Origin of the sequence: Pseudomonas sp. GD04019, assembly GCF_029837695.1 — a bacterium.
GTDB lineage: Bacteria > Pseudomonadota > Gammaproteobacteria > Pseudomonadales > Pseudomonadaceae > Aquipseudomonas.
Genome location: NZ_JAOEEA010000002.1, coordinates 182543 through 204638, shown reverse-complemented (window position 1 = coordinate 204638; position 22096 = coordinate 182543). Strand labels below are relative to the sequence as shown.

The 22096-nt window shown below is 64.7% G+C and carries 18 protein-coding genes and 1 pseudogene; 7 read left to right on the top strand and 12 right to left on the bottom strand.

The features are described 5' to 3' along the window. Window positions 1–358 precede the first annotated feature (358 nt). Window positions 359–670, top strand: coding sequence for a ribosome assembly RNA-binding protein YhbY (yhbY, locus tag N7607_RS03610; RefSeq protein WP_137971029.1), 312 nt, complete (start codon window positions 359–361; stop codon window positions 668–670). Between the two features lie 13 nt (window positions 671–683). Here yhbY and N7607_RS03605 read toward each other — a convergent pair whose 3' ends face one another. The 8 genes from N7607_RS03605 to grpE form a co-directional block, all read right to left on the bottom strand. Further along, window positions 684–1085: a DUF4149 domain-containing protein gene (locus N7607_RS03605; RefSeq protein WP_279864561.1), complete on the bottom strand. Its 402-nt coding sequence runs from the start codon at window positions 1083–1085 to the stop codon at window positions 684–686. Window positions 1086–1095: 10 nt separating this feature from the next. Beyond that, window positions 1096–1572, bottom strand: coding sequence for a transcription elongation factor GreA (gene greA, locus N7607_RS03600; protein WP_192321973.1), 477 nt, complete (start codon window positions 1570–1572; stop codon window positions 1096–1098). Next, a complete protein-coding gene (carB, locus tag N7607_RS03595; protein WP_279864384.1) occupies window positions 1569–4790 on the bottom strand; it encodes a carbamoyl-phosphate synthase large subunit in 3222 nt (1073 codons plus the stop codon). Before carB ends, greA begins: the two co-directional genes overlap by 4 nt. 36 nt (window positions 4791–4826) lie before the next feature. Beyond that, window positions 4827–5963 carry a glutamine-hydrolyzing carbamoyl-phosphate synthase small subunit gene (gene carA, locus N7607_RS03590; RefSeq protein ID WP_279864385.1) on the bottom strand — a complete coding sequence of 379 codons (1137 nt, stop codon included), beginning with the start codon at window positions 5961–5963 and terminating at the stop codon, window positions 4827–4829. Between the two features lie 185 nt (window positions 5964–6148). Next, a complete protein-coding gene (gene dapB / locus N7607_RS03585; protein WP_279864386.1) occupies window positions 6149–6952 on the bottom strand; it encodes a 4-hydroxy-tetrahydrodipicolinate reductase in 804 nt (267 codons plus the stop codon). A 10-nt stretch (window positions 6953–6962) separates the two neighbouring features. Continuing rightward, window positions 6963–8093 carry a molecular chaperone DnaJ gene (gene dnaJ, locus N7607_RS03580; protein ID WP_279864387.1) on the bottom strand — a complete coding sequence of 377 codons (1131 nt, stop codon included), beginning with the start codon at window positions 8091–8093 and terminating at the stop codon, window positions 6963–6965. A gap of 117 nt (window positions 8094–8210) precedes the next feature. After that, a complete protein-coding gene (gene dnaK, locus N7607_RS03575) occupies window positions 8211–10127 on the bottom strand; it encodes a molecular chaperone DnaK (RefSeq protein ID WP_279864388.1) in 1917 nt (638 codons plus the stop codon). A 102-nt stretch (window positions 10128–10229) separates the two neighbouring features. Continuing rightward, complete coding sequence (grpE, locus tag N7607_RS03570) at window positions 10230–10799, bottom strand: nucleotide exchange factor GrpE (RefSeq protein WP_279864389.1); 570 nt, start codon at window positions 10797–10799, stop codon at window positions 10230–10232. Window positions 10800–10946: 147 nt separating this feature from the next. Here grpE and recN point away from each other — a divergent pair, with 147 nt between their 5' ends. Then, complete coding sequence (gene recN, locus N7607_RS03565; RefSeq protein WP_279864390.1) at window positions 10947–12620, top strand: DNA repair protein RecN; 1674 nt, start codon at window positions 10947–10949, stop codon at window positions 12618–12620. Between the two features lie 58 nt (window positions 12621–12678). On the opposite strand, the gene fur is transcribed toward recN, so the two are convergent. After that, a complete protein-coding gene (fur, locus tag N7607_RS03560) occupies window positions 12679–13092 on the bottom strand; it encodes a ferric iron uptake transcriptional regulator (RefSeq protein WP_279864391.1) in 414 nt (137 codons plus the stop codon). 97 nt (window positions 13093–13189) lie between these two features. On the opposite strand from fur, the gene N7607_RS03555 reads away from it, so the two are divergent. Then, on the top strand, window positions 13190–13705 hold the full coding sequence (locus N7607_RS03555) for an outer membrane protein assembly factor BamE (RefSeq protein WP_279864393.1): 516 nt from the start codon (window positions 13190–13192) through the stop codon (window positions 13703–13705). A gap of 57 nt (window positions 13706–13762) precedes the next feature. Here N7607_RS03555 and N7607_RS03550 read toward each other — a convergent pair whose 3' ends face one another. Together N7607_RS03550 and N7607_RS03545 are read right to left on the bottom strand one after the other, a co-directional pair. Then, complete coding sequence (locus tag N7607_RS03550; protein WP_279864394.1) at window positions 13763–14068, bottom strand: RnfH family protein; 306 nt, start codon at window positions 14066–14068, stop codon at window positions 13763–13765. Continuing rightward, window positions 14061–14495, bottom strand: coding sequence for a type II toxin-antitoxin system RatA family toxin (locus N7607_RS03545; RefSeq protein ID WP_279864395.1), 435 nt, complete (start codon window positions 14493–14495; stop codon window positions 14061–14063). The genes N7607_RS03550 and N7607_RS03545 overlap by 8 nt, the downstream gene beginning before the upstream one ends. A gap of 129 nt (window positions 14496–14624) precedes the next feature. Here N7607_RS03545 and smpB point away from each other — a divergent pair, with 129 nt between their 5' ends. After that, window positions 14625–15107: an SsrA-binding protein SmpB gene (gene smpB / locus N7607_RS03540; protein ID WP_279864396.1), complete on the top strand. Its 483-nt coding sequence runs from the start codon at window positions 14625–14627 to the stop codon at window positions 15105–15107. Window positions 15108–15137: 30 nt separating this feature from the next. Here the strand turns inward: smpB and N7607_RS03535 are convergent, their stop codons facing one another. Further along, entirely contained in the window at window positions 15138–15905 is a 768-nt protein-coding gene (locus N7607_RS03535) for an FCD domain-containing protein (RefSeq protein WP_279864397.1), read from the bottom strand. A 300-nt stretch (window positions 15906–16205) separates the two neighbouring features. On the opposite strand from N7607_RS03535, the gene N7607_RS03530 reads away from it, so the two are divergent. From N7607_RS03530 to N7607_RS03520, 3 genes and pseudogenes are all read left to right on the top strand, one after another. Beyond that, on the top strand, window positions 16206–17891 hold the full coding sequence (locus N7607_RS03530; RefSeq protein WP_279864398.1) for a lactate permease LctP family transporter: 1686 nt from the start codon (window positions 16206–16208) through the stop codon (window positions 17889–17891). A 55-nt stretch (window positions 17892–17946) separates the two neighbouring features. Continuing rightward, window positions 17947–19092, top strand: a complete 1146-nt coding sequence (gene lldD, locus N7607_RS03525) for an FMN-dependent L-lactate dehydrogenase LldD (protein ID WP_279864399.1) — start codon at window positions 17947–17949, stop codon at window positions 19090–19092. A 131-nt stretch (window positions 19093–19223) separates the two neighbouring features. Then, a pseudogene (locus tag N7607_RS03520) lies at window positions 19224–22040 on the top strand (FAD-binding and (Fe-S)-binding domain-containing protein); the annotation flags it as partial. Window positions 22041–22096 lie beyond the last annotated feature (56 nt).

Here is a 22096-nt window from a genome sequence, read left to right as displayed (position 1 = left end):
TATGAGACTTGGCCATCCGACCCGACCCTGTCGGGCCAGTTCCAGTCTAGGCGCCGCACAGCAGCAGAACCAGCCAGCGAACCCGACAGCAACTCTCCACCTCACTCATGTGGGGGCCAAATCGAAAATCACAAGGCCCGCCCGACAGCCCGCCCGGATAGGCTACGGAAGCTTTCTTACCCGACGCCAACTAGTCTTGAGCATGCCTCGGACTACTCGCCCGAAGAGAAATGGCCGCAGTCGGGCCGGCTCGGGTAAACTTCGCGGCTTTTGCGGCCGGCGCGCGGCAATGGAATGGGTGAAAGGCTGCGACCTACCCGCCGGGCAGAGCCGATACAAACAGCAGCAGGATCAGATTATGGCGCTTACCAACGAACAGAAGAAACACTTCAAATCCATCGGCCACCACCTTAAACCGGTATTGATCGTCGCCGAGAACGGTCTGACCGAAGGCGTACTGGCCGAGCTGGAGCGCGCACTCAACGACCATGAGCTGATCAAGGTGCAGTTTCGCCTGACCGAGCGCGACGACCGTCGTGCGCTGATCGACGAACTGGCCGCCGTCGGTCGCTGCGAGCTGGTCCAGGTGATCGGCAAGATGGCCCTGATCTATCGCAAGAACCCCAAGCCGAACAAGAACCTCTCGAACATCCACCGCTATCAGGCCTGATAGCGGTCCCGCCTCATTCGCTCCGCTGCCCCGGCAGCGGCTGCAGCACCAGCACCAGGCCGCACAGGGCCAGCACCAGATAGTTGAACAGCAACCAACGCTCGGCGTCCGGTTGCCACTGGCGTACGGCGAAGAACACCACGGCCATGACCAACACGATCAGCAACAGCTGGCCGCGCAACTCGCGCCACAGGCTGGACAGCCCCTGCGCCTGCGCCAGCACCATTCCCTGAAGCACCGCACAAAATGCGGCAAAGCCGATCAGCAGCGGACTCAGCGCCGCATTGACCTCTTCGATCAGCAGCGGTGCCAGGCCCATCTTCTCCAGCGTCGGCAGCATGACGAAATGCAACAGCCACAGGCCGCCGACCCAGAATGTCTGAGCCAGCTGCCAGCTGATCGCACCCGCCCGCAGCGGTTGGCGCTTAAATATGACGGACTTCGACAATCTCGTACTCGACCAGGCCGCTCGGCGTCTTCACCGCCACCACGTCGCCCTCTTCCTTGCCCACCAGGGCGCGGGCGATGGGCGAGCTAACCGACAGCTTGCCGATCTTGATATCGGCTTCGTCCTCGCCAACGATCTGGTAAGTCACGGTCTCGTCGGTATCGCAGTTGGCGATGTCGACAGTGGTGCCGAAAATCACCTTGCCGGTGTGGGCGATGGTGGTGACGTCGATGACCACCGCATGCTGCAGGCGGCCTTCGATGTCACGGATACGCGCCTCGACCATGCCCTGCTGTTCGCGCGCGGCATGGTATTCGGCGTTCTCCTTGAGGTCGCCCAGCTCGCGCGCCTCACCGATGTCCTGGCTCAGCTTGGGACGCACCACCTTGGTCAGGTGAGCCAGCTCTTCTTCCAGGGCGCGAGCGCCCTGGACGGTCATGGGGTACTTGTTCATGCCTTGATTCCTGCATGCAGATCCTGCAGGCGGCGCACGGTCTTCTCGGGACCGAACTTGAGCGCTTCACAGATCGCCTGACCAGCCGCGATGGTGGTGGTGCAGTAGATCTTGTGCTGCAGGGCGTTACGACGGATGGAGTAGGAGTCAGCGATGGACTGACGGCCTTCGGTGGTGTTGATGATCAGGGTGACTTCGTCATTCTTGATCATGTCGACCACGTGCGGACGACCCTCGGTCACCTTGTTCACGCGACGTACCGGCAGACCGGCGGCCTCGATCACCTTGGCGGTACCGGCGGTGGCGACCACTTCGAAGCCCAGACCGACCAGGTCGCGCGCGACCTCGACAGCCTGCGCCTTGTCGTCTTCGCGCACGCTGATGAAGGCGCAGCCGGAGTTCGGCAGGATTTCGCTGGCGCCCAGCTGGGCCTTGGCAAAGGCCTCGCCGAAGCTGTCGCCGACGCCCATCACTTCACCAGTGGACTTCATCTCCGGGCCGAGGATCGGGTCGACGCCCGGGAACTTGGCGAACGGGAACACCGCTTCCTTGACGCTGAAGTACGGCGGAATCACTTCCTCGGCGTAGCCGGCTTCGGCCAGCGACTTGCCGGCCATGACGCGAGCCGCCACCTTGGCCAGCGACTCGCCGACGCACTTGGAAACGAACGGCACGGTACGCGAGGCGCGCGGGTTGACCTCGATGACGTAGATGTCTTCGCCCTGCACGGCCATCTGCACGTTCATCAGGCCGACCACGCCGAGCTCCAGGGCCATTTTCTTGACCTGGTCGCGGATCTCGTCCTGGATGTGCGCCGGCAGCGAGTATGGCGGCAGCGAGCAGGCGGAGTCACCGGAGTGCACGCCGGCCTGTTCGATGTGCTGCATGATCGCGCCGATCACCACGGTCTCGCCGTCGCACACCGCATCGATGTCGACTTCGATGGCGCAGTTGAGGAAGCGGTCCAGCAGCACCGGGCTGTCGTTGGACACCTTCACCGCTTCGCGCATGTAACGCTTGAGCTCTTCTTCCTGGTAGACGATTTCCATGGCACGACCGCCCAGCACGTAGGACGGACGCACGACCATCGGGTAGCCGATGGCCTTGGACAGGGCCAGGGCCTCGTCTTCGCTACGCGCGGTGGCGTTGGCCGGCTGGCGCAGGTTCAGGCGCTGGACCATCTGCTGGAAGCGCTCGCGGTCTTCGGCGCGGTCGATGGCGTCAGGCGAGGTACCGATGATCGGCACGCCGGCTTCTTCCAGGGCGCGACACAGCTTCAGCGGGGTCTGGCCGCCGTACTGCACGATCACGCCTTTCGGCTGCTCGACGCGGACGATTTCCAGTACGTCTTCCAGGGTCACCGGCTCGAAGTACAGGCGGTCGGAGGTGTCGTAGTCGGTCGATACGGTTTCCGGGTTGCAGTTGACCATGATGGTCTCGTACCCGTCTTCACGCATGGCCAGCGCCGCGTGTACGCAGCAGTAGTCGAACTCGATGCCCTGGCCAATCCGGTTGGGGCCGCCGCCGAGGATCATGATCTTGTCACGGCCGCTCGGGTTGGCCTCGCACTCTTCCTCGTAGGTCGAGTACATGTAGGCGGTGTCGGTGGCGAATTCGGCGGCGCAGGTGTCGACGCGCTTGTACACCGGCAGCACTTTCAGCTTGTGGCGGTGGCTGCGCAGGGTCTTCTCGGTCACACCCAGCAGTTTGGCCAGACGGAGGTCGGAGAAACCTTTGCGCTTGAGCTTGAACATCAGGTCGCGGTCGATGGACGACAACGCCAGGGTCTTGATGCGCTCTTCGTCCTTGACCAGGTCTTCGATCTGCACCAGGAACCACTCGTCGATGCGAGTCAGGTCGAACACTTCGGCGACGGTCTTGCCGGCGCGGAAGGCGTCGGCCACGTACCAGACGCGGTCGGCGCTCGGCACGGTCAGCTCGCGACGCAGGGTGCTCTCGGCTTCCGGGTCGTTCAGGTCGAGCTTCTCGTCGAAACCGGCAACGCCGACTTCCAAACCGCGCAGGGCTTTCTGCATGGACTCCTGGAAGGTGCGGCCGATGGCCATGACTTCACCCACGGACTTCATCTGGGTGGTCAGGCGGGCGTCGGCTTTGGGGAATTTCTCGAAGGCGAAACGCGGGATCTTGGTCACGACGTAGTCGATGGCTGGCTCGAACGAGGCCGGGGTACGACCACCGGTGATGTCGTTCTGCAGCTCGTCGAGGGTGTAACCCACGGCCAGCTTGGCGGCGATCTTGGCGATCGGGAAACCGGTGGCCTTGGAGGCCAGCGCCGAGGAACGCGACACGCGCGGGTTCATCTCGATGACGACCATGCGACCGGTGTTCGGGCAGATGCCGAACTGCACGTTGGAACCGCCGGTTTCCACGCCGATCTCGCGCAGCACCGCCAGGGAGGCGTTACGCAGGATCTGGTATTCCTTGTCGGTCAGGGTCTGTGCCGGCGCCACGGTGATCGAGTCACCGGTGTGCACGCCCATCGGGTCGAAGTTCTCGATGGAGCAGACGATGATGCAGTTGTCCTTCTTGTCGCGGACCACCTCCATCTCGTATTCCTTCCAGCCGATCAGCGATTCGTCGATCAGCAGCTCGCTGGTCGGCGACAGATCCAGGCCGCGGGCGCAGATCTCTTCGAACTCTTCACGGTTGTAGGCGATGCCGCCGCCGGTGCCACCCATGGTGAAGGACGGACGGATGATGCAGGGGAAGCCGACCTTCTCCAGCACGCCGTAGGCTTCTTCCATATTGTGCGCGATGCCGGAAACCGGGCAGGCCAGGCCGATGTCTTTCATCGCCTTGTCGAAGCGCGAACGGTCTTCGGCCTTGTCGATGGTGTCGGCGTTGGCGCCGATCATCTCGACGCCGAATTTTTCCAGGATGCCGTGCTTTTCCAGGTCCAGGGCGCAGTTCAGCGCGGTCTGGCCACCCATGGTCGGCAGCAGCGCGTCCGGACGCTCCTTCTCGATGATCTTGGCCACGGTGGCCCACTTGATCGGCTCGATGTAGGTGGCGTCGGCCATGGCCGGGTCGGTCATGATGGTGGCCGGGTTGGAGTTCACCAGGATGACGCGGAAGCCTTCTTCCTTCAGGGCCTTGCAGGCCTGGGCGCCGGAATAGTCGAACTCGCAGGCCTGGCCGATGACGATGGGGCCGGCGCCGAGGATCAGGATGCTTTTGATGTCTGTACGTTTTGGCATGGTTCTTACTCGAATCCTTGGGTCAGTCGGCGTGGCTTAGCGGCGCTTGGCCATGGCTTCGATGAAGCGGTCGAACAGCGGGGCGACGTCATGCGGGCCTGGGCTGGCTTCCGGGTGGCCCTGGAAGCTGAAGGCGTCCTTGTCGGTACGCTCGATGCCTTGCAGGGTGCCGTCGAACAGCGACTTGTGGGTGGCACGCAGGTTGGCCGGCAGGCTCGGCTCGTCCACGGCGAAACCGTGGTTCTGGCTGGTGATCATCACCACGCCGGAATCCAGATCCTGGACCGGGTGGTTGGCGCCGTGGTGGCCGGTGCCCATCTTCACGGTCTTGGCGCCGGAGGCCAGGGCCAGCAGCTGGTGGCCGAGGCAGATACCGAAGACCGGAATCTCGGTCTGCAGCACTTCCTTGATCGCGGCGATCGCGTAGTCGCACGGCTCGGGGTCGCCAGGGCCGTTGGAGAGGAACACGCCGTCCGGGTTCAGCGCCAGCACGTCCTTGGCAGAAGTCTGGGCCGGCACCACGGTCAGGCGGCAGCCGCGCTCGACCAGCATGCGCAGGATGTTGGTCTTGACCCCGTAGTCATAAGCGACCACGTGGTAAGGCAGTTCGCTGGCGGCGATTTCCGGATGGCTGTCGTCTTTCAGGTTCCAGGTGCTGGTGCGCCACTCGTAGCGCTCGGTGCAGCTAACCACCTTGGCCAGGTCCATGCCTTTCAGGCCGGGGAAGCTGCGCGCCAGCTCCAGGGCTTTTTCCTCGGTGGCGTCTTCGCCAGCCAGGATGCAGCCGTTCTGCGAGCCCTTCTCGCGCAGGATGCGAGTCAGACGGCGGGTGTCGATGCCGGCGATGGCGACGGTACCGTTCTCTTTCAGGTACTCGTCCAGCGGCTGCTTGTCACGCCAGTTGCTGGAGATCAGCGGCAGGTCGCGAATGATCAGGCCGGCGGCCCACACGCGGTTAGACTCGGCGTCTTCCGGCGTAGTGCCGGTGTTGCCGATGTGCGGGTAGGTCAGGGTAACGATCTGCTGGGCATAGGAAGGATCGGTGAGGATTTCCTGATAGCCGGTCATGGCGGTGTTGAACACCACCTCACCAATGGTATGGCCGTCGGCCCCGATGGCTTCACCGCGGAAAATGCTGCCGTCGGCAAGGGCGAGAATGGCTGGCTTAGTCAAGAAGACCTCCCTTAGATCTGAAACTTGCACAAACGCAGATTGTAAAAAAGCGGGATGACGTATTGACCGTCACCCCGCTTCTTTATCTGATTCATTCTGCGTAACTTTTAGTGGACACACTAAAGCGGGAAGCTTACAGGAAAAGCCCTTTTCGGTCCACAGCTTGCATGGACCGTTCAGGCATTTCAGTTCAACCCCAACACGTCTTGCATGTCATAAAGGCCAGCAGACTGCCCTTGCAGCCATTGCGCCGCACGCACCGCGCCCTTGGCGAAGGTCATGCGACTGGAGGCCTTGTGGGTGATCTCCACGCGCTCGCCATCGGCAGCGAACAGCACGGTGTGATCGCCGACCACATCGCCGGCACGCACGGTGGCGAAACCGATGGTCTCGCGCTCGCGAGCGCCGGTCTGGCCCTCGCGACCGTAGACCGCGACCTTCTGCAGATCACGCCCCAGGGCACTGGCCACCACTTCACCCATGCGCAGGGCAGTGCCGGACGGCGCGTCCACCTTGTGCCGGTGATGCGCCTCGATGATCTCGATATCGACATCGTCGCCCAGCACGCGCGCGGCGGTATCCAGCAACTTCAGGCACAGATTGACGCCCACGCTGTAGTTGGCAGCGAAGACGATCGGGATCTGCTTGGCCGCCTCGCTCAGCAGCTGCTTCTCCTCCGGCGAGAAGCCGGTGGTGCCGATGACCATGGCCTTGCCCGCCTGACGGCAGACTTCCAGGTTCTTCAGAGTCACCGACGGATGGGTGAAGTCGATCAGCACATCGAATTGGCCCAGCACGGCATTCAGGTCGCCGATCAAGGTCACGCCGATCTTGCCCAGCGCCGCCAGTTCGCCGGCATCGGCACCGATCAGGCTGCTGTCCGGGCGATCCACCGCCGCGGTCAGCTGCGCGCCTTCCGCCTGGCCGACCGCCTCGATGAGGATCTTGCCCATGCGCCCGGCGGCGCCCATCACTGCGATACGTTGCATAGCCTGTTCCTTAGATGTCGCCGAAGAAGCGCTTCATGCCATCGAACCAGCCGCTGGCCTTGGGCGAATGGGAACTGTCGCCTTCCAGCGACTTGCGGAACTCTTCCAGCAGCTCGCGCTGACGCTTGTCCAGGTTGACCGGCGTTTCCACCGCCACCCGGCACATCAGGTCGCCAGCACCGCCGCCGCGCACCGGAGCCACACCCTTGCCGCGCAGGCGGAACAGTTTGCCGGTCTGGGTGCCTTCCGGAATCTTCAGCTTGACCCGGCCATCCAGGGTCGGCACTTCCAGCTCGCCTCCCAGCGCCGCGTCGGCGAAGCTGATCGGCACCTCGCAGTACAGATGCTTGCCGTCACGCTGGAAGATCGGGTGCTCGCGCACGTTGACCACCACGTAGAGGTCGCCGGCCGGCCCGCCATGGGAGCCCGCCTCGCCCTCGCCAGACAGGCGAATGCGGTCGCCGGTATCGACGCCCGCCGGCACTTTGACCGACAGGGTCTTGCTCTCTTCCACACGGCCCTGGCCGTGGCAGCTGCCACAGGGGTCGGTGATCATCTTGCCGTTGCCGTGGCAACGCGGGCAGGTCTGCTGCACCGAGAAGAAGCCCTGCTGCATGCGCACCTGACCGATGCCGCCGCAGGTGGTACAGGTCACCGGGCTGGTGCCCTTCTTCGCACCCGAGCCATCGCAGGTCTTGCAGCCGACCAGGGTCGGTACGCGAATGGTCACGGTGGTGCCGCGCACCGCCTCTTCCAGATCCAGCTCCAGGGTGTAGCGCAGGTCACTACCGCGCTGCGCACCACCGCGCTGACCGCCGCGACCGCCACCACCGAAGAAATCGCTGAACACATCGCCGAAGATATCGGAGAAGTTCGCTCCACCGGCACCGAAGCCGCCACCGCCACCCATCTGCGGGTCGACGCCGGCATGGCCGTACTGGTCATAGGCCGAGCGCTTGCTGGCATCGGAGAGAACCTCGTAAGCCTCGTTGGCTTCCTTGAATTTTTCTTCCGCGGCCTTGTCGTCCGGGTTGCGGTCGGGGTGGTGCTTCATCGCCAGGCGGCGGTAGGCCTTTTTCAGGTCCGCTTCGCTGGCGCCGCGCTCCACACCGAGCACTTCGTAATAGTCACGTTTGGCCATACATCTACACCTTTAAATTCGTCTGCCCCAGACACACCAACGCGGGAGCAAGCCCCCGCGCGGAGAATCGCCAGCCGGGTAGGACCCGGCCGACTGGCACCTTCAGTAAGCGGGAGCTTACTTGTTGTCCTTGACCTCTTCGAACTCGGCATCGACCACATCGTCGCCGGCGTCCTTGACGTCATCCGCGCCCTGGGCGGCAGCGCCCGGTTGCGGCTGCTCGGCGTACATCTTCTGCGCCAGCGGGGTGGTGGCTTCGGACAGCGCGTTGATCTTGGCCTCGATGGCAGCCTTGTCGTCGCCTTTCAAGGCAGCTTCCAGTTCGCCGATGGCCTTCTCGATAGCCGCCTTCTCGTCGGCGGTCGCCTTGTCGCCAGCCTCGGTGATCATCTTGCGAGTGGCATGGACCAGACCATCGCCCTGGTTGCGGGCAGCGGCCAGCTCTTCGAACTTGCGGTCTTCCTCGGCGTTGGCCTCGGCGTCACGCACCATGCGCTCGATTTCCTCGTCAGACAGGCCGGAGTTGGCCTTGATCACGATCGACTGCTGCTTGCCGGTGGCCTTGTCCTTGGCGCCGACGTGCAGAATGCCGTTGGCGTCGATGTCGAAGGTCACTTCGATCTGCGGCACGCCACGCGGGGCCGGCGGGATCTCGGCCAGATCGAACTTGCCCAGCGACTTGTTCTGCGCGGCCTGCTTGCGCTCGCCCTGCAGCACGTGGATGGTCACGGCGCTCTGGTTGTCGTCGGCAGTGGAGAACACCTGCGACTTCTTGGTCGGGATGGTGGTGTTCTTCTCGATCAGCGCGGTCATCACGCCGCCCATGGTTTCGATACCCAGGGTCAGCGGAGAGACGTCGAGCAGCAGCACGTCCTTCACGTCACCAGCCAGCACGGCGCCCTGGATGGCGGCACCGATGGCCACGGCTTCGTCCGGGTTGACGTCCTTGCGCGCTTCCTTGCCGAAGAACTCGGCGACCTTCTGCTGTACCAGCGGCATACGGGTCTGACCACCGACCAGGATCACTTCGTCGATGCTGCCGACGTCCAGACCGGAGTCTTTCAGAGCGATGCGGCACGGCTCGATGGTGCGAGTCACCAGCTCCTCGACCAGGGCTTCCAGCTTGGCGCGGGAAATCTTCACGTTGAGGTGCTTCGGACCGCTCGCATCGGCAGTGATGTACGGCAGATTGACGTCGGTCTGCTGGGCGGACGACAGCTCGATCTTGGCCTTCTCGGCAGCTTCCTTAAGGCGCTGCATGGCCAGCGGATCGCCTTTCAGGTCGATGCCGGACTCTTTCTTGAACTCGTCGACGAGGTAGTCGATCAGACGGATGTCGAAGTCCTCACCACCGAGGAAGGTGTCGCCGTTGGTGGCCAGCACTTCGAACTGGTGCTCGCCGTCGACTTCGGCGATCTCGATCACCGACACGTCGAAGGTACCGCCGCCCAGGTCATAGACGATCACGGTGTGGTCGCCCTTGGCCTTGTCCATGCCGTAGGCCAGCGCAGCCGCGGTCGGCTCGTTGATGATGCGTTTGACGTCCAGACCGGCGATGCGGCCGGCGTCCTTGGTGGCCTGGCGCTGGCTGTCGTTGAAGTAGGCCGGAACGGTGATGACCGCCTCGGTCACCGGCTCGCCGAGGTAGTCTTCGGCGGTCTTCTTCATCTTCTTCAGCACTTCCGCGGAGATCTGCGGCGGCGCCATCTTCTGGCCGTTCACTTCGACCCAGGCGTCACCGTTGTCGGCCTTGGCGATCTTGTACGGCACCATCTTGATGTCTTTCTGCACGACTTCTTCGTCGAAGCGGCGACCGATCAGACGCTTCACAGCGTACAGGGTGTTGTGCGGGTTGGTCACGGCCTGACGCTTGGCGGACTGGCCGACCAGGATCTCGCCATCGTTGGCGTACGCGATGATCGACGGCGTGGTGCGCGCGCCCTCGGCGTTCTCGATGACCTTGACGTTACCGTTTTCCAGAATGGCGACGCAGGAGTTGGTGGTCCCCAGGTCGATACCGATGATTTTGCCCATGTTCAAACTCTCCGAAACTTTGTCGTTAACCGCGGCCTGTCATGCCCGCCGCGTCAGCTATGAATTCGCTTGCTGTAACAGATGGGGACGAGCCGATGGATTTCAAGCCTGCTCGTCGATGGAGGGCGGCGGTGCGATTGGCGCCTTGCTCACCACGACCATGGCCGGGCGCAGCAGGCGACCGTTGAGCAGGTAGCCCTTCTGGAACACCTTGAGCACGGTGTTCGGCTCGACATGGGTACTCTCTTCCATGGCCATGGCCTGGTGATGCTCTGGATTGAACGGCGCGCCGTGCGGATCGACCGCCTCCAGCTGGTAGCGCTTGAGGGTGTCGTGGAACAGTTTGAGGGTCAGCTCCATGCCTTCGCGCACGGCCTTGATCGCCTCGTCATTGGGGCTGGACAGCTCCAGGCCACGCTCCAGGCTGTCGACCACCGGCAGCAGGTCGTTGGCGAATTTCTCCAGAGCGAACTTGTGCGCCTTCTCCACGTCCTGCTCGGCACGGCGGCGCACGTTCTGCAGGTCGGCGGCCACGCGCAGGGAATTGTCCTGGGCGGCGGCCAGCTGCTCTTCGAGGGTCTGCACACGGGCAGCCAGCTCGTCGCCGGCGGCCATCTCGGGCGCCAGTTGCTCTTCCGGGTTCGTCGTGTCCAGGGTCTGTTCGTCTGCCATTGGTTCCTCCTGTCTATACATCGGCGGGTCATGGCCCGCGCTTCTTGCCGCCTATATGGGGGCCGGTCGCACGGTTTCAAGGGTTATTGCCGGGACAAAACAAAACACTGTATAAATACCCAGCACAAACTTTTGGGAGCGCTCTCCATGCTGGTGCACCTGTCCGTTCACAACTACGCCATCGTCGAACACCTGGATCTGGAGCTGGAACGCGGCATGTCCGTGATCACCGGCGAAACCGGTGCCGGCAAGTCGATCATGCTCGACGCCCTCGGCCTGGCCTTGGGCGATCGCGCCGACAGCGGCGTGGTCCGCCCCGGCGCCGACAAAGCGGACATCCTCGCCAGCTTCGACCTGGAGGACATCGCCGAGGCCCGCGCCTGGCTCGCCGAACGCGACCTGGACAACGACGGCCCGTGCATCCTGCGCCGCGTCATCACCAGCGAAGGCCGCTCGCGCGGCTACATCAACGGCGCGCCCTGCCCGCTCGGCGACCTCAAGGCCCTGGGCGAGCTGCTGATCGACATCCACAGCCAGCACGAGCACCAATCACTGCTCAAGCCCGACACCCACCGCCGCCTGCTCGACGAATATGCCGGCAGCCAGGAGTTGGCTCGCCAGGTACAACTGGCCGCCCAGCGCTGGCGCCAAACTCGTCAGGAGCTGCAGCGCCTGTCCTCGACCAGCGACGAACAGCGTGCCCGCCACCAGTTGCTCAGCTACCAGCTGGAAGAACTGGAGAACCTGGGCCTGGGCGACAACGAGCTGGAAAGGCTGGAGCAGGAGCACAAGACCCTGAGCAGCGCCGAACAGCTGCTCGGCGCCTGCCGCCAGGTGCTCGACCTGTGTAGCGAGAGCGACGCCGGCAATGTGCTGTCCGCTCTCACCGCCAGCCTCAACCGCCTCACCGCCTTCAGCAGCCAGCCCGGTGCCCTGGGCGAGGCGACCAATCTGCTGGCCAGCGCGCAGATCCAGGTCGAAGAAGCGGTCGGCGAACTGAATCGCTTCCTCGACCACTTCGACGCCGACCCGCAGCGCCAGCAGTTGCTGGAAGAGCGCCTGGACGCCATCTACAGCCTCGCGCGCAAGCACCGCGTACAGCCCTTCGAGCTGGCCGAACTGCAGCAGCGATTGCTGGAAGAGCTGGAAAGCCTCAACGCCGACGACGAGGCGGTGGAGCGTTTGGGCGAAGAGCTGGCCGCCTATGCCCGCCACTATCAGGAGAAAGCCTCCGAGCTGAGTACCTTGCGCCAGCAGGCCGCCAGCCGCCTGGCCGAAGCCGTGCAGGTAGAAATGCAGACCCTCGGCATGCCCGGCGGTCGCTTCAGCATCGAATTGCAAGCGGGTAGCGCCGAAGAACCGCAACCCTATGGTCTGGAGCAGGTGGAGTTCCTGGTCAGCGCCAACCCGGGCCAGCCACTGAAATCGCTTGCAAAGGTCGCTTCGGGCGGCGAGCTGTCGCGTATCAGCCTGGCCATCCAGGTGATCACCGCGCAAACCTCGCGGGTACCGACCCTGGTGTTCGACGAAGTGGACGTCGGCATCGGCGGCCCCACCGCCGAAGTGGTCGGCCAGCTGCTGCGCCGCCTGGGCGAGCGCGGTCAGGTGCTGACCGTGACCCATTTACCGCAGGTCGCGGCCCAGGGCCACCACCACCTGTTCGTGCACAAGCAACGCGACAGCGCGGAGACCCGCACCGCCGTGGCCAACCTGGACACCGCACAACGGGTCGAGGAAGTCGCGCGCATGCTTGGCGGCGTCGACCTCACCGAGGAATCCCTGCAGCACGCCCGCAAGATGGTCACCAGCGCCCAGAGCTGACGCCGAAAGCCGCCCATGAAAAAGCGCCCCGCGGGGCGCCTTTTTTATCCAGCTCGAATCACTTGCTCTTCTTGCGCACGTACAGCACCAGATTGTGATCGACCAGCTCGAAGCCATGCTGCTTGACGATCTCTTTCTGCAGCTTCTCGATTTCCGGATCGAAGAACTCGATCACTTCGCCGCTATCCACGCAAACCATGTGGTCGTGGTGACCGCCGTCGGCCAGCTCGAACACGGCATGACCGCCATCGAAATTGTGGCGTTCGACCAGGCCAGCGGCCTCGAACTGGGTCAGCACGCGGTAGACGGTGGCCAGGCCTACATCTTCGCCGGCCTCCATCAGGGCCTTGTATACGTCTTCCGCACTCATGTGGCGCTGGCCGGAAGTGGCCGAATCGAGCATCTGCAGAATCTTCACGCGCGGCAGGGTGACCTTGAGGCCAGCCTTACGCAGTTCGTTGTTTTCAACCATGGTCAGCTTTCTCGTGGTTGCTGCTTCGCAGCTCCCGTTAATGCGGGTATGATCGGGGTTTAATTTGCCCAGCCAAGATAGTGGAAGTCACCCACCGATGCAAAACACCAAGCTCTTGCTGCCCAGCCTCACCCTCGTGGGTCTGTTCGCACTCGCCGGCTGTTCGTTTCCCGGGGTCTACAAAATCGACATCCAGCAGGGCAATGTCGTTACACAAGACATGATAGACCAGTTGAAGCCCGGAATGACCCAACGCCAAGTGCGGTTTATCATGGGCAACCCGCTGATCACCGATACCTTCCACGCCAAGCGCTGGGATTATCTGTACAGCATTCAACCTGGCGGTCGTCAGCGTTACCAGGAACGCATCAGCCTGATGTTCGACGGCAGCGATCAACTGATCGGCCTGGCCGGCGATTTCATGCCGGGCGTCAGCCGCGACCAGGAAATCCTCGGCGAAGGCAGCGATACCAGCATCAACCAGCAGCCGCAGCAGCAGGCCGAAGAGCCGGCCAAACCTGGCTCCCTGCTGGAGCAGATCCAGGACGAAGTGGATGCCGCCGAGCCGATCCCGGTGCCGATCCCGGAGCCGCTGGACCCGCAGCCGCAGTAATCCGTTACACAAAAAGCCCGGTCAATGCCGGGCTTTTTCATGGCCGCTGAAAATGGCTCAGTCGCCCTGCTGCGCCGCCTTGGCTCGCGCCGCGCGCGCCTTGCGTACTTCCTTGGGGTCGGCCAGCAGCGGCCGATAAATCTCGACCCGCTCCCCCGCCTCCAGCACCCGCCCCTCCGGCTTGGCCACCAGCTTGCCGAAGATGCCCAGGGGCACCTGCGCCAGCTCCAGCCCCGGAAAATACGCCTGCATGCCCGAGCGCAGCGCCGCCTCGCGCACGGTGGTACCTACCGGCACGCTCAGGCGCAGCAGGCGCTGCTGGCCTTCGAGGGCATACACCACCTCGATGTCGATCTCAGCCATAAAGCTGCTTGGCGCGCTGGCAGAAGGCATCGACCATGGTGTTGGCCGCCTGGGTGAACAGCGGACCGAGCGTCGCCTTGACCAGCGGCCCGGCGTAATCGAAGGTCATGTCCAGGCTGATCTTGCAGGCCTTGTCGCCGAGCGCCTTGAATTCCCACACACCGTGCAACTTGGAGAACGGACCGCTCACCAGCTGCATGTCCATGGACCTGCCCGGTACCAGGCGATTGCGCGTGGTGAACTGCTGGCTGATGCCCCCCTTGGCCACCGTCAGAGTGGCGCGCATCTCGCTCTCGCTGGACTCCAGCACCTCGGACGCCGCGCACCAGGGCAGGAATTGCGGATAGCTGGCCACGTCGTTGACCAGGTCATAGAGGGCCTGTGCCGGGTAAGGCAACAGGGCCGAGCGTTGAATGCGGGTGCTCATCAGCCTTGGATCCTGAACTGCTGCGCCGGCTAGCCGGGCGCCACGGAGCGCGCATTGTGCGGAATTCGACCTGCCCCCTCAAGCGCACCTGTCGCCACGGGCGCATCGACTCCCTATAATGCGCGCCCTATGGCCAAGCAGAAGAAACACCCCACCGGGACCATCGCGCTGAACAAAAAGGCGCTGCACGACTACTTCATCGAACACAAGTTCGAGGCCGGCCTGGTCCTGTCCGGCTGGGAAGTGAAGAGCCTGCGCGCCGGCAAGGCGCAGCTGGTAGACAGCTACATCCTGCTCAAGGATGACGAAGCCTGGCTGATGGGTTGCCACATCACCCCACTGAAGACCGCCAGCACCCACGTCATCGCCGACCCGACGCGCACCCGCAAGCTGCTGTTGAACAAGCGCGAGCTGGACAAGCTGTTCGGCTCGGTGCAGCAGAAGGGCTACACCTGCGTGGCCCTGTCGATCTACTGGAAGGCGCACCTGATCAAGTGCGAAATCGCCCTGGCCAAGGGCAAGAAGGACTTCGACAAGCGCCATACCGAGAAAGAACGGGATGCCGACCGCGAGGTCCAGCGCGCCATGCGCAGCAAGGGCAAGGACGAATAACACCAAGGGCGGATCATCCGCCCTTTTCTCTTACAGCCCCTGGCGCCGCTGCGCCCGCTCCAGCCGCCGCGCCTCCTGCTGTGCCTCGGTCAGCACCTCCTGCACATACTGGATATGCCGGTGCGACAGCTCCCGCGCCTCCTCAGCACGCCGCTCGATAATCGCCTCGAACAGCGCCTGGTGCTGCGCGCGCAGCTGATCGCGGGTCTCGCTGCGCTGCAGGTACATGCCGCCGATATTGGTCACCACGTTGTGCTTGAGCAGATCGAACAGGCCGCGAATGGTGTGCAGCAGCACCGCGTTGTGGCTGGCCTCGGCGATGGCCAGATGGAAGCGCGCATCCGCCGCGCCCTCCTCCGCCCGGCTGGCCTTGCTGTTCGGCGCATAGCAGCGCTGCAGCTCGTCGAAGGCGGCCTGCAGGCGCTCATGATCGACCGGCGTGGCGCGCTGCGCCGCATAGAAGGCGCAGGAACCCTCCAATGTGTGGCGAAATTCCAGCAGGTCGCGCTGCGCATCCGGATTGCTCTCCAGCAGATGCAGCAGCGGGTCGCTGAAGGTCGAGCCCAGCTCGGCCGCCACATAGTTGCCGCCGCCCTGACGACTGACCAGCAGGCCCTTGGCCGCCAGCTTTTGGATCGCCTCGCGCAGCGACGGGCGTGACACACCGAACTGCTCGGCCAGCACCCGCTCCGCCGGCAGGCGCTCGCCCGGCTTGAGCGTGCCCTCGAGGATCATCGATTCGAGCTGACTGACGATGTCGTCCGACAGGCGGCGCTGCCGCACCTGACCGAATGTCATACCACTTTCACCTTCATTCCCAGCGCGCCGCGGCCTGTGCCACGGCATTTGCCGGGCAGCCTAACCAGCCCCGCCCGGCGCCACAAGCGGTGCGGCGCGAGCGCCCTACTCGACCAAAGTCGCAGACCGACAAATTGACACGGCCGAAGCCAGGCTTTTACCCTGAGCGCCTGGCCTTGTAAATTGGTATTACCAATTATCGCAAAGTCATCGAGTCGCTCGATCTGCCGCCGCCGGGCCAGAAGCCTGAGGATCACCGAGCGCGAGGCACCTCCAAAAACAATTAGGGAGCCACCCGCAATGCAAACCTGGCAACAGCTCTATACCCCGCTCGGCAGCCTCGGCCTGTCGGCGCTCGCCGCACTGATTCCGATCATCTTCTTCTTCCTGGCCCTGGCCGTGTTCCGCCTCAAGGGCCACATCGCCGGCACCATCACCCTGGCGCTGTCGCTGCTGGTGGCGATCTTCGCCTTCGGCATGCCCGCCGAAAAAGCCTTCGCCGCGGCCGGCTACGGCTTCGCCTATGGCCTGTGGCCAATCGCCTGGATCATCGTCGCCGCAGTGTTCCTCTACAAACTCGCGGTGAAGAGCGGCCAGTTCGAGGTCATCCGCAGCTCGGTGCTGTCGATCACCGATGACCAGCGCCTGCAGGTGCTGCTGATCGGCTTCTCCTTCGGCGCCTTCCTCGAGGGCGCGGCGGGCTTCGGCGCGCCGGTGGCGATCACCGCCGCCCTGCTCGTCGGCCTCGGCTTCAACCCGCTGTACGCCGCCGGCCTGTGCCTGATCGCCAACACCGCACCGGTGGCCTTCGGCGCCCTGGGCATTCCGATCACCGTGGCCGGCCAGGTCACCGGCATCGATCCGTTCAAGATCGGCGCAATGACCGGTCGTCAGCTGCCGCTGCTGTCGATCATCGTGCCGTTCTGGCTGGTGGCGATGATGGATGGCTGGAAAGGCGTGAAGGAAACCTGGCCTGCCGCGCTGGTCGCCGGTGGCAGCTTCGCCGTCACCCAGTACTTCACGTCCAACTTCATCGGCCCGGAACTGCCGGACATCACTTCGGCCCTGGTCAGCCTGGTCAGCCTGACCCTGTTCCTCAAGGTCTGGAGCCCGCGCCGCGCCGAGGACAGCGAGGTGGTCAGCGTCTCCGGCGGTGCCGCCACCCTCGGCGGCTTCGGCGGCCAGAGCGGCGCCACCCCGTCGCCCTACAGCTTCGGTGAGATCCTCAAGGCCTGGTCGCCCTTCCTGGTGCTGACCGTGCTGGTCACCATCTGGACCCTCAAGCCGTTCAAGGCCATGTTCGCCCCGGGTGGCGCGCTGGAAAGTTTCGTCTTCCTGTTCGCCATCCCGCACCTGGACCAGCTGGTGATGAAGGTCGCCCCGATCGTCGCCAACCCCACGCCGATCCCGGCCGTATTCAAGCTGGACCCGATCTCCGCCACCGGCACCGCGATCTTCTTCTCCGCACTGATCTCCATGCTGATCCTGAAGATCGACTTCAAAACTGGTCTGACCACTTTCAAGGAAACCTTCGTCGAGCTGAAGTGGCCGATCCTGTCGATCGGCATGGTGCTGGCCTTCGCCTTCGTCACCAACTTCTCCGGCATGTCCACCACCATGGCCCTGGTTCTGGCCGGCACCGGCTCGCTGTTCCCGTTCTTCTCGCCGTTCCTCGGCTGGCTTGGCGTGTTCCTGACCGGCTCGGACACCTCGTCCAATGCCCTGTTCGGCTCGCTGCAGGCCACCACCGCGCACCAGATCGGGGTCAACGACACCCTGCTGGTGGCCGCCAACACCAGCGGCGGCGTGACCGGCAAGATGATCTCGCCGCAATCCATCGCCGTGGCCTGCGCCGCCACCGGCATGGTCGGCAAGGAATCCGACCTGTTCCGCTTCACCCTCAAGCACAGCCTGATCTTCGCCGCCTTCGTCGGCCTCATCACCCTGGTCCAGGCCTACTGGCTGACCGGCATGCTTGTGCACTGATGAGTGACCCGCCGGGCCGCGAGGCCCGGCATCTTCATTTTGGGAAACTGCCTCCATGATCATTTCCGCCTCCACCGACTACCGCGCCGCTGCGCAGCGCAAGCTGCCGCCGTTCCTGTTCCACTACATCGACGGCGGCGCTTACGCCGAGTACACGATGCGCCGCAACGTCGAGGACCTGGCCGGCATCGCCCTGCGTCAGCGCGTGCTGAAGAACATGTCCGAACTGAGCCTGGAAACCGAGCTGTTCGGCGAGAGGCTGGCCATGCCGGTGGCCCTGGCCCCAGTCGGCCTGACCGGCATGTACGCACGCCGTGGCGAGGTGCAGGCGGCCAAGGCGGCAGCGGCCAAGGGCATTCCCTTCACCCTGTCCACCGTCTCGGTCTGCCCGATCGAGGAAGTGGCGCCGGCCATCGACCGGCCCATGTGGTTCCAGCTCTATGTGCTCAAGGATCGCGGCTTCATGCGCAACGCCCTGGAGCGGGCCAAGGCCGCCGGCATCACCACCCTGGTGTTCACCGTCGACATGCCCACCCCCGGCGCGCGCTACCGCGACGCCCATTCCGGCATGAGCGGCCCGAACGCCGCCCTGCGCCGCATGCTGCAGGCCATGACGCACCCGTTCTGGGCGCTGGATGTCGGCCTGCTCGGTCGCCCGCACGACCTCGGCAACATCTCCACCTACCGTGGCAACCCCACCGGCCTGGCCGACTACATCGGCTGGCTGGGGGCCAATTTCGACCCATCGATCTCCTGGAAGGACCTGGAATGGATCCGTGAATTCTGGGATGGCCCGATGGTGATCAAGGGCATCCTCGACCCCGAGGACGCCCGCGACGCCGTTAAATTCGGTGCCGACGGCATCGTCGTGTCCAACCACGGCGGCCGCCAGCTCGACGGCGTGCTGTCCAGCGCCCGCGCCCTGCCGGCCATCGCCGACGCGGTGAAAGGCGAGCTGAAGATCCTCGCCGACTCCGGCATCCGCACCGGCCTCGACGTGGTGCGCATGCTCGCCCTCGGCGCAGACGGCGTGATGCTCGGCCGCGCCTTCGTCTACGCCCTGGCCGCCGCCGGCGGCGCCGGCGTGAGCAACCTGCTCGAGCTGTTCGAGAAGGAGATGCGCGTGGCCATGGTCCTGACCGGTGCCAAGTCGATTGCCGACATCAGCCGCGACTCGCTGGTGCGGGAACTGGGCGTGTGACGTTCTAGTCCCCTCTCCCTCCGGGAGAGGGCTAGGGTGAGGGAAAGTTCGAGTCGCCCAAGGCACCCTCACCCCCGGCCCCTCTCCCAGCGGGAGAGGGGAGATAAAACGCTGTGATACATGGAGCACGCATGAGCCTGCCCGCCGCCTTCCTCACCGAAGTCCACCGCCTGATCCCGCGCGAGCGCCTGTTCGACGACCCGCTGTCGACCCTGGCCTTCGGCACCGACGCCAGCTTCTACCGACTGATTCCCCAGCTGGTGGTGCGGGTCGAATCCGAGGCCGAGGTGGTGCGCCTGCTACAGCTGGCCAGCGCCGAGCGCGTGCCGGTGACCTTCCGCGCCGCCGGCACCAGCCTCTCCGGCCAGGCCATCAGCGACTCGGTGCTGATCGTCCTCGGCGACAGCTGGAACGGCCGCGACATTCGCGATAACGGTGCGCAGATTCGCCTGCAACCCGGTGTGATCGGCGCCCAGGCCAACGCCTGGCTGGCGCCACTGGGCCGCAAGATCGGCCCCGACCCGGCCTCGATCAACGCGGCGAAGATCGGCGGCATCGTCGCCAACAACTCCAGCGGCATGTGCTGCGGCACCGCGCAGAACAGCTACAAGACCCTCGCCGGCCTGCGCGTGGTGCTGGCCGACGGCAGCGTGCTGGACAGCGAAGACGCCGCCAGCATCAAGGCCTTCCGCCAGAGCCACGGCACGCTGCTCGACACCCTGGCCGAGCTGGGCCGGCAGACCCGCGCCAATACCGCGCTGGCCGACAAGATCCGCCACAAGTACCGGCTGAAGAACACCACCGGCTTCTCGCTCAATGCGCTGGTCGACTTCGACGAGCCGCTCGACATCCTCAACCACCTGATGGTCGGCTCCGAAGGCACCCTGGGCTTTATCAGTGCGGTGACCTACGACACCGTGCCGGAGCACCCGCACAAGGCCAGCGCGCTGATCGTCTTCCCCGACGTGGAGAGCTGCTGCCAGGCCGTGCCGCTGCTCAAGCAGCAGCCGGTGTCCGCCGTGGAGCTGCTCGACCGGCGCAGCCTGCGCTCGGTGGAGAACATGCAGGGCATGCCGGTGTGGGTGCACAGCCTGTCGGGCGGCGCCTGCGCCCTGCTGATCGAGTCGCGCGCCGCGACGCAGTCGCTGCTGCACGAGCAGATCGGCCAGATCATGGCCTCCATCGCCCACTTCCCGGTGGAGAAGCAGGTCGACTTCAGCGCGGACCCGGCCGTCTACAACCAGCTGTGGAAGATCCGCAAGGAGACCTTCCCCGCCGTCGGCGCCGTACGCCAGACCGGCACCACGGTGATCATCGAGGACGTCACCTTCCCGGTGGAGCGCCTGGCCGAGGGCGTCAACCGCCTGATCGCGCTACTGGAGAAACACCGCTACGACGAGGCCATCCTGTTCGGCCACGCCCTGGAGGGCAACCTGCACTTCGTCTTCACCCAGGGCTTCGACGATCCGGTGCAGGTCGCACGCTATGAGGCCTTCATGCAGGACGTGGCGCAGCTGGTGGCGGTGGAGTTCGGCGGCGCACTCAAGGCCGAGCACGGCACCGGGCGCAACATGGCGCCCTTCGTTGAGCTGGAGTGGGGCAGCGAGGCCTACCAGCTGATGTGGGCCATCAAGCGCCTGTTCGACCCGCTGGGCATCCTCAACCCGGACGTGGTGTTGTCGGAAGACCCGCAGATCCATCTGAAGAACCTCAAGCCACTGCCGGCCGCCGACGAGATCGTCGACAAGTGCATCGAGTGCGGCTTCTGCGAGCCGGTCTGCCCGTCCAAGGGGCTGACCCTGACGCCGCGCCAGCGCATCGTCATCTGGCGTGACATCCAGGCGCGAAAGCGCGCCGGCATCGACACCACGGAGCTGGAAGCCGCCTATCACTACCAGGGCGTGGACACCTGCGCCGCCACCGGCCTGTGCTCGCAGCGCTGCCCGGTGGGCATCAACACCGGCGACCTGGTGCGCAAACTGCGCGCCCGCGATGCCGAGCACGGGCGCAGCGCCGACTGGCTGGCCGCCAACTTCCGGCGCACCCTGCAGGGCGCGCGAGTGCTGCTGCACGTGGCCAACGGTGCGCGCATGCTGATGGGCGCGCCGCTGCTGGGCAAGACCTCGGCCCTGCTGCACAAGGCCAGCGCCGGGCGCGTGCCGCAGTGGACGCCGGCCATGCCGCAGCCGGTGCGCAACCTCGACCTGCCCGCATTCAGCAATGATGCGCGGCCGCGCGTGGTCTACCTCGCCGCGTGTATCTCGCGCGCCATGGGCCCGGCCTTCGCCGACGCCGAGCAGACACCGCTGATCGACAAGACCCGCCGCCTGCTGGAAAAGGCCGGCTTCCAGGTGGTGTTCCCCGACGATGCGGACAACCTCTGCTGCGGCCAGCCCTTCGCCTCCAAGGGCTACCCGGAACAGGCCGAACGCAAGAAGCAGGAGCTGGTCGACGCACTGCTCAAGGCCAGCCGCGGCGGCCTCGATCCGATCTACTGCGACACCAGCCCCTGCACCCTGCGCCTGATCCAGGACGGGCTGGATTCGCGACTGAGCCTGCACGACCCGGTGAAGTTCATCCGCGAGCAGCTGTTCGAGCGCCTGGAGTTCACCCCGCAGGACAAGCCGGTAGCGGTGCACGTTACCTGCTCCACCCAGCACCTGGGCGAGGCCCAGGGCCTGATCGACATCGCCAGGCGCTGCGCCAGGGAAGTGGTGATTCCCGAGGGCATCCACTGCTGCGGCTTCGCCGGCGACAAGGGCTTCACCACCCCGGAACTGAACGCCCACGCGCTGCGCTCGCTGAAGGATGCGGTGCAAATCTGCGAGGAAGGCATCTCCACCAGCCGCACCTGCGAGATAGGCCTGTCGACCCACAGCGGCATCGACTATCACAGCCTGGTCTACCTGGTGGATCGCGTCACCCAGGCAAAAAACTCTGAACCGAGGCCGTTCCAGCCCAGTCGACTACACACGGGCCCGCTTGCCGGGCTCGCTTCGACGAC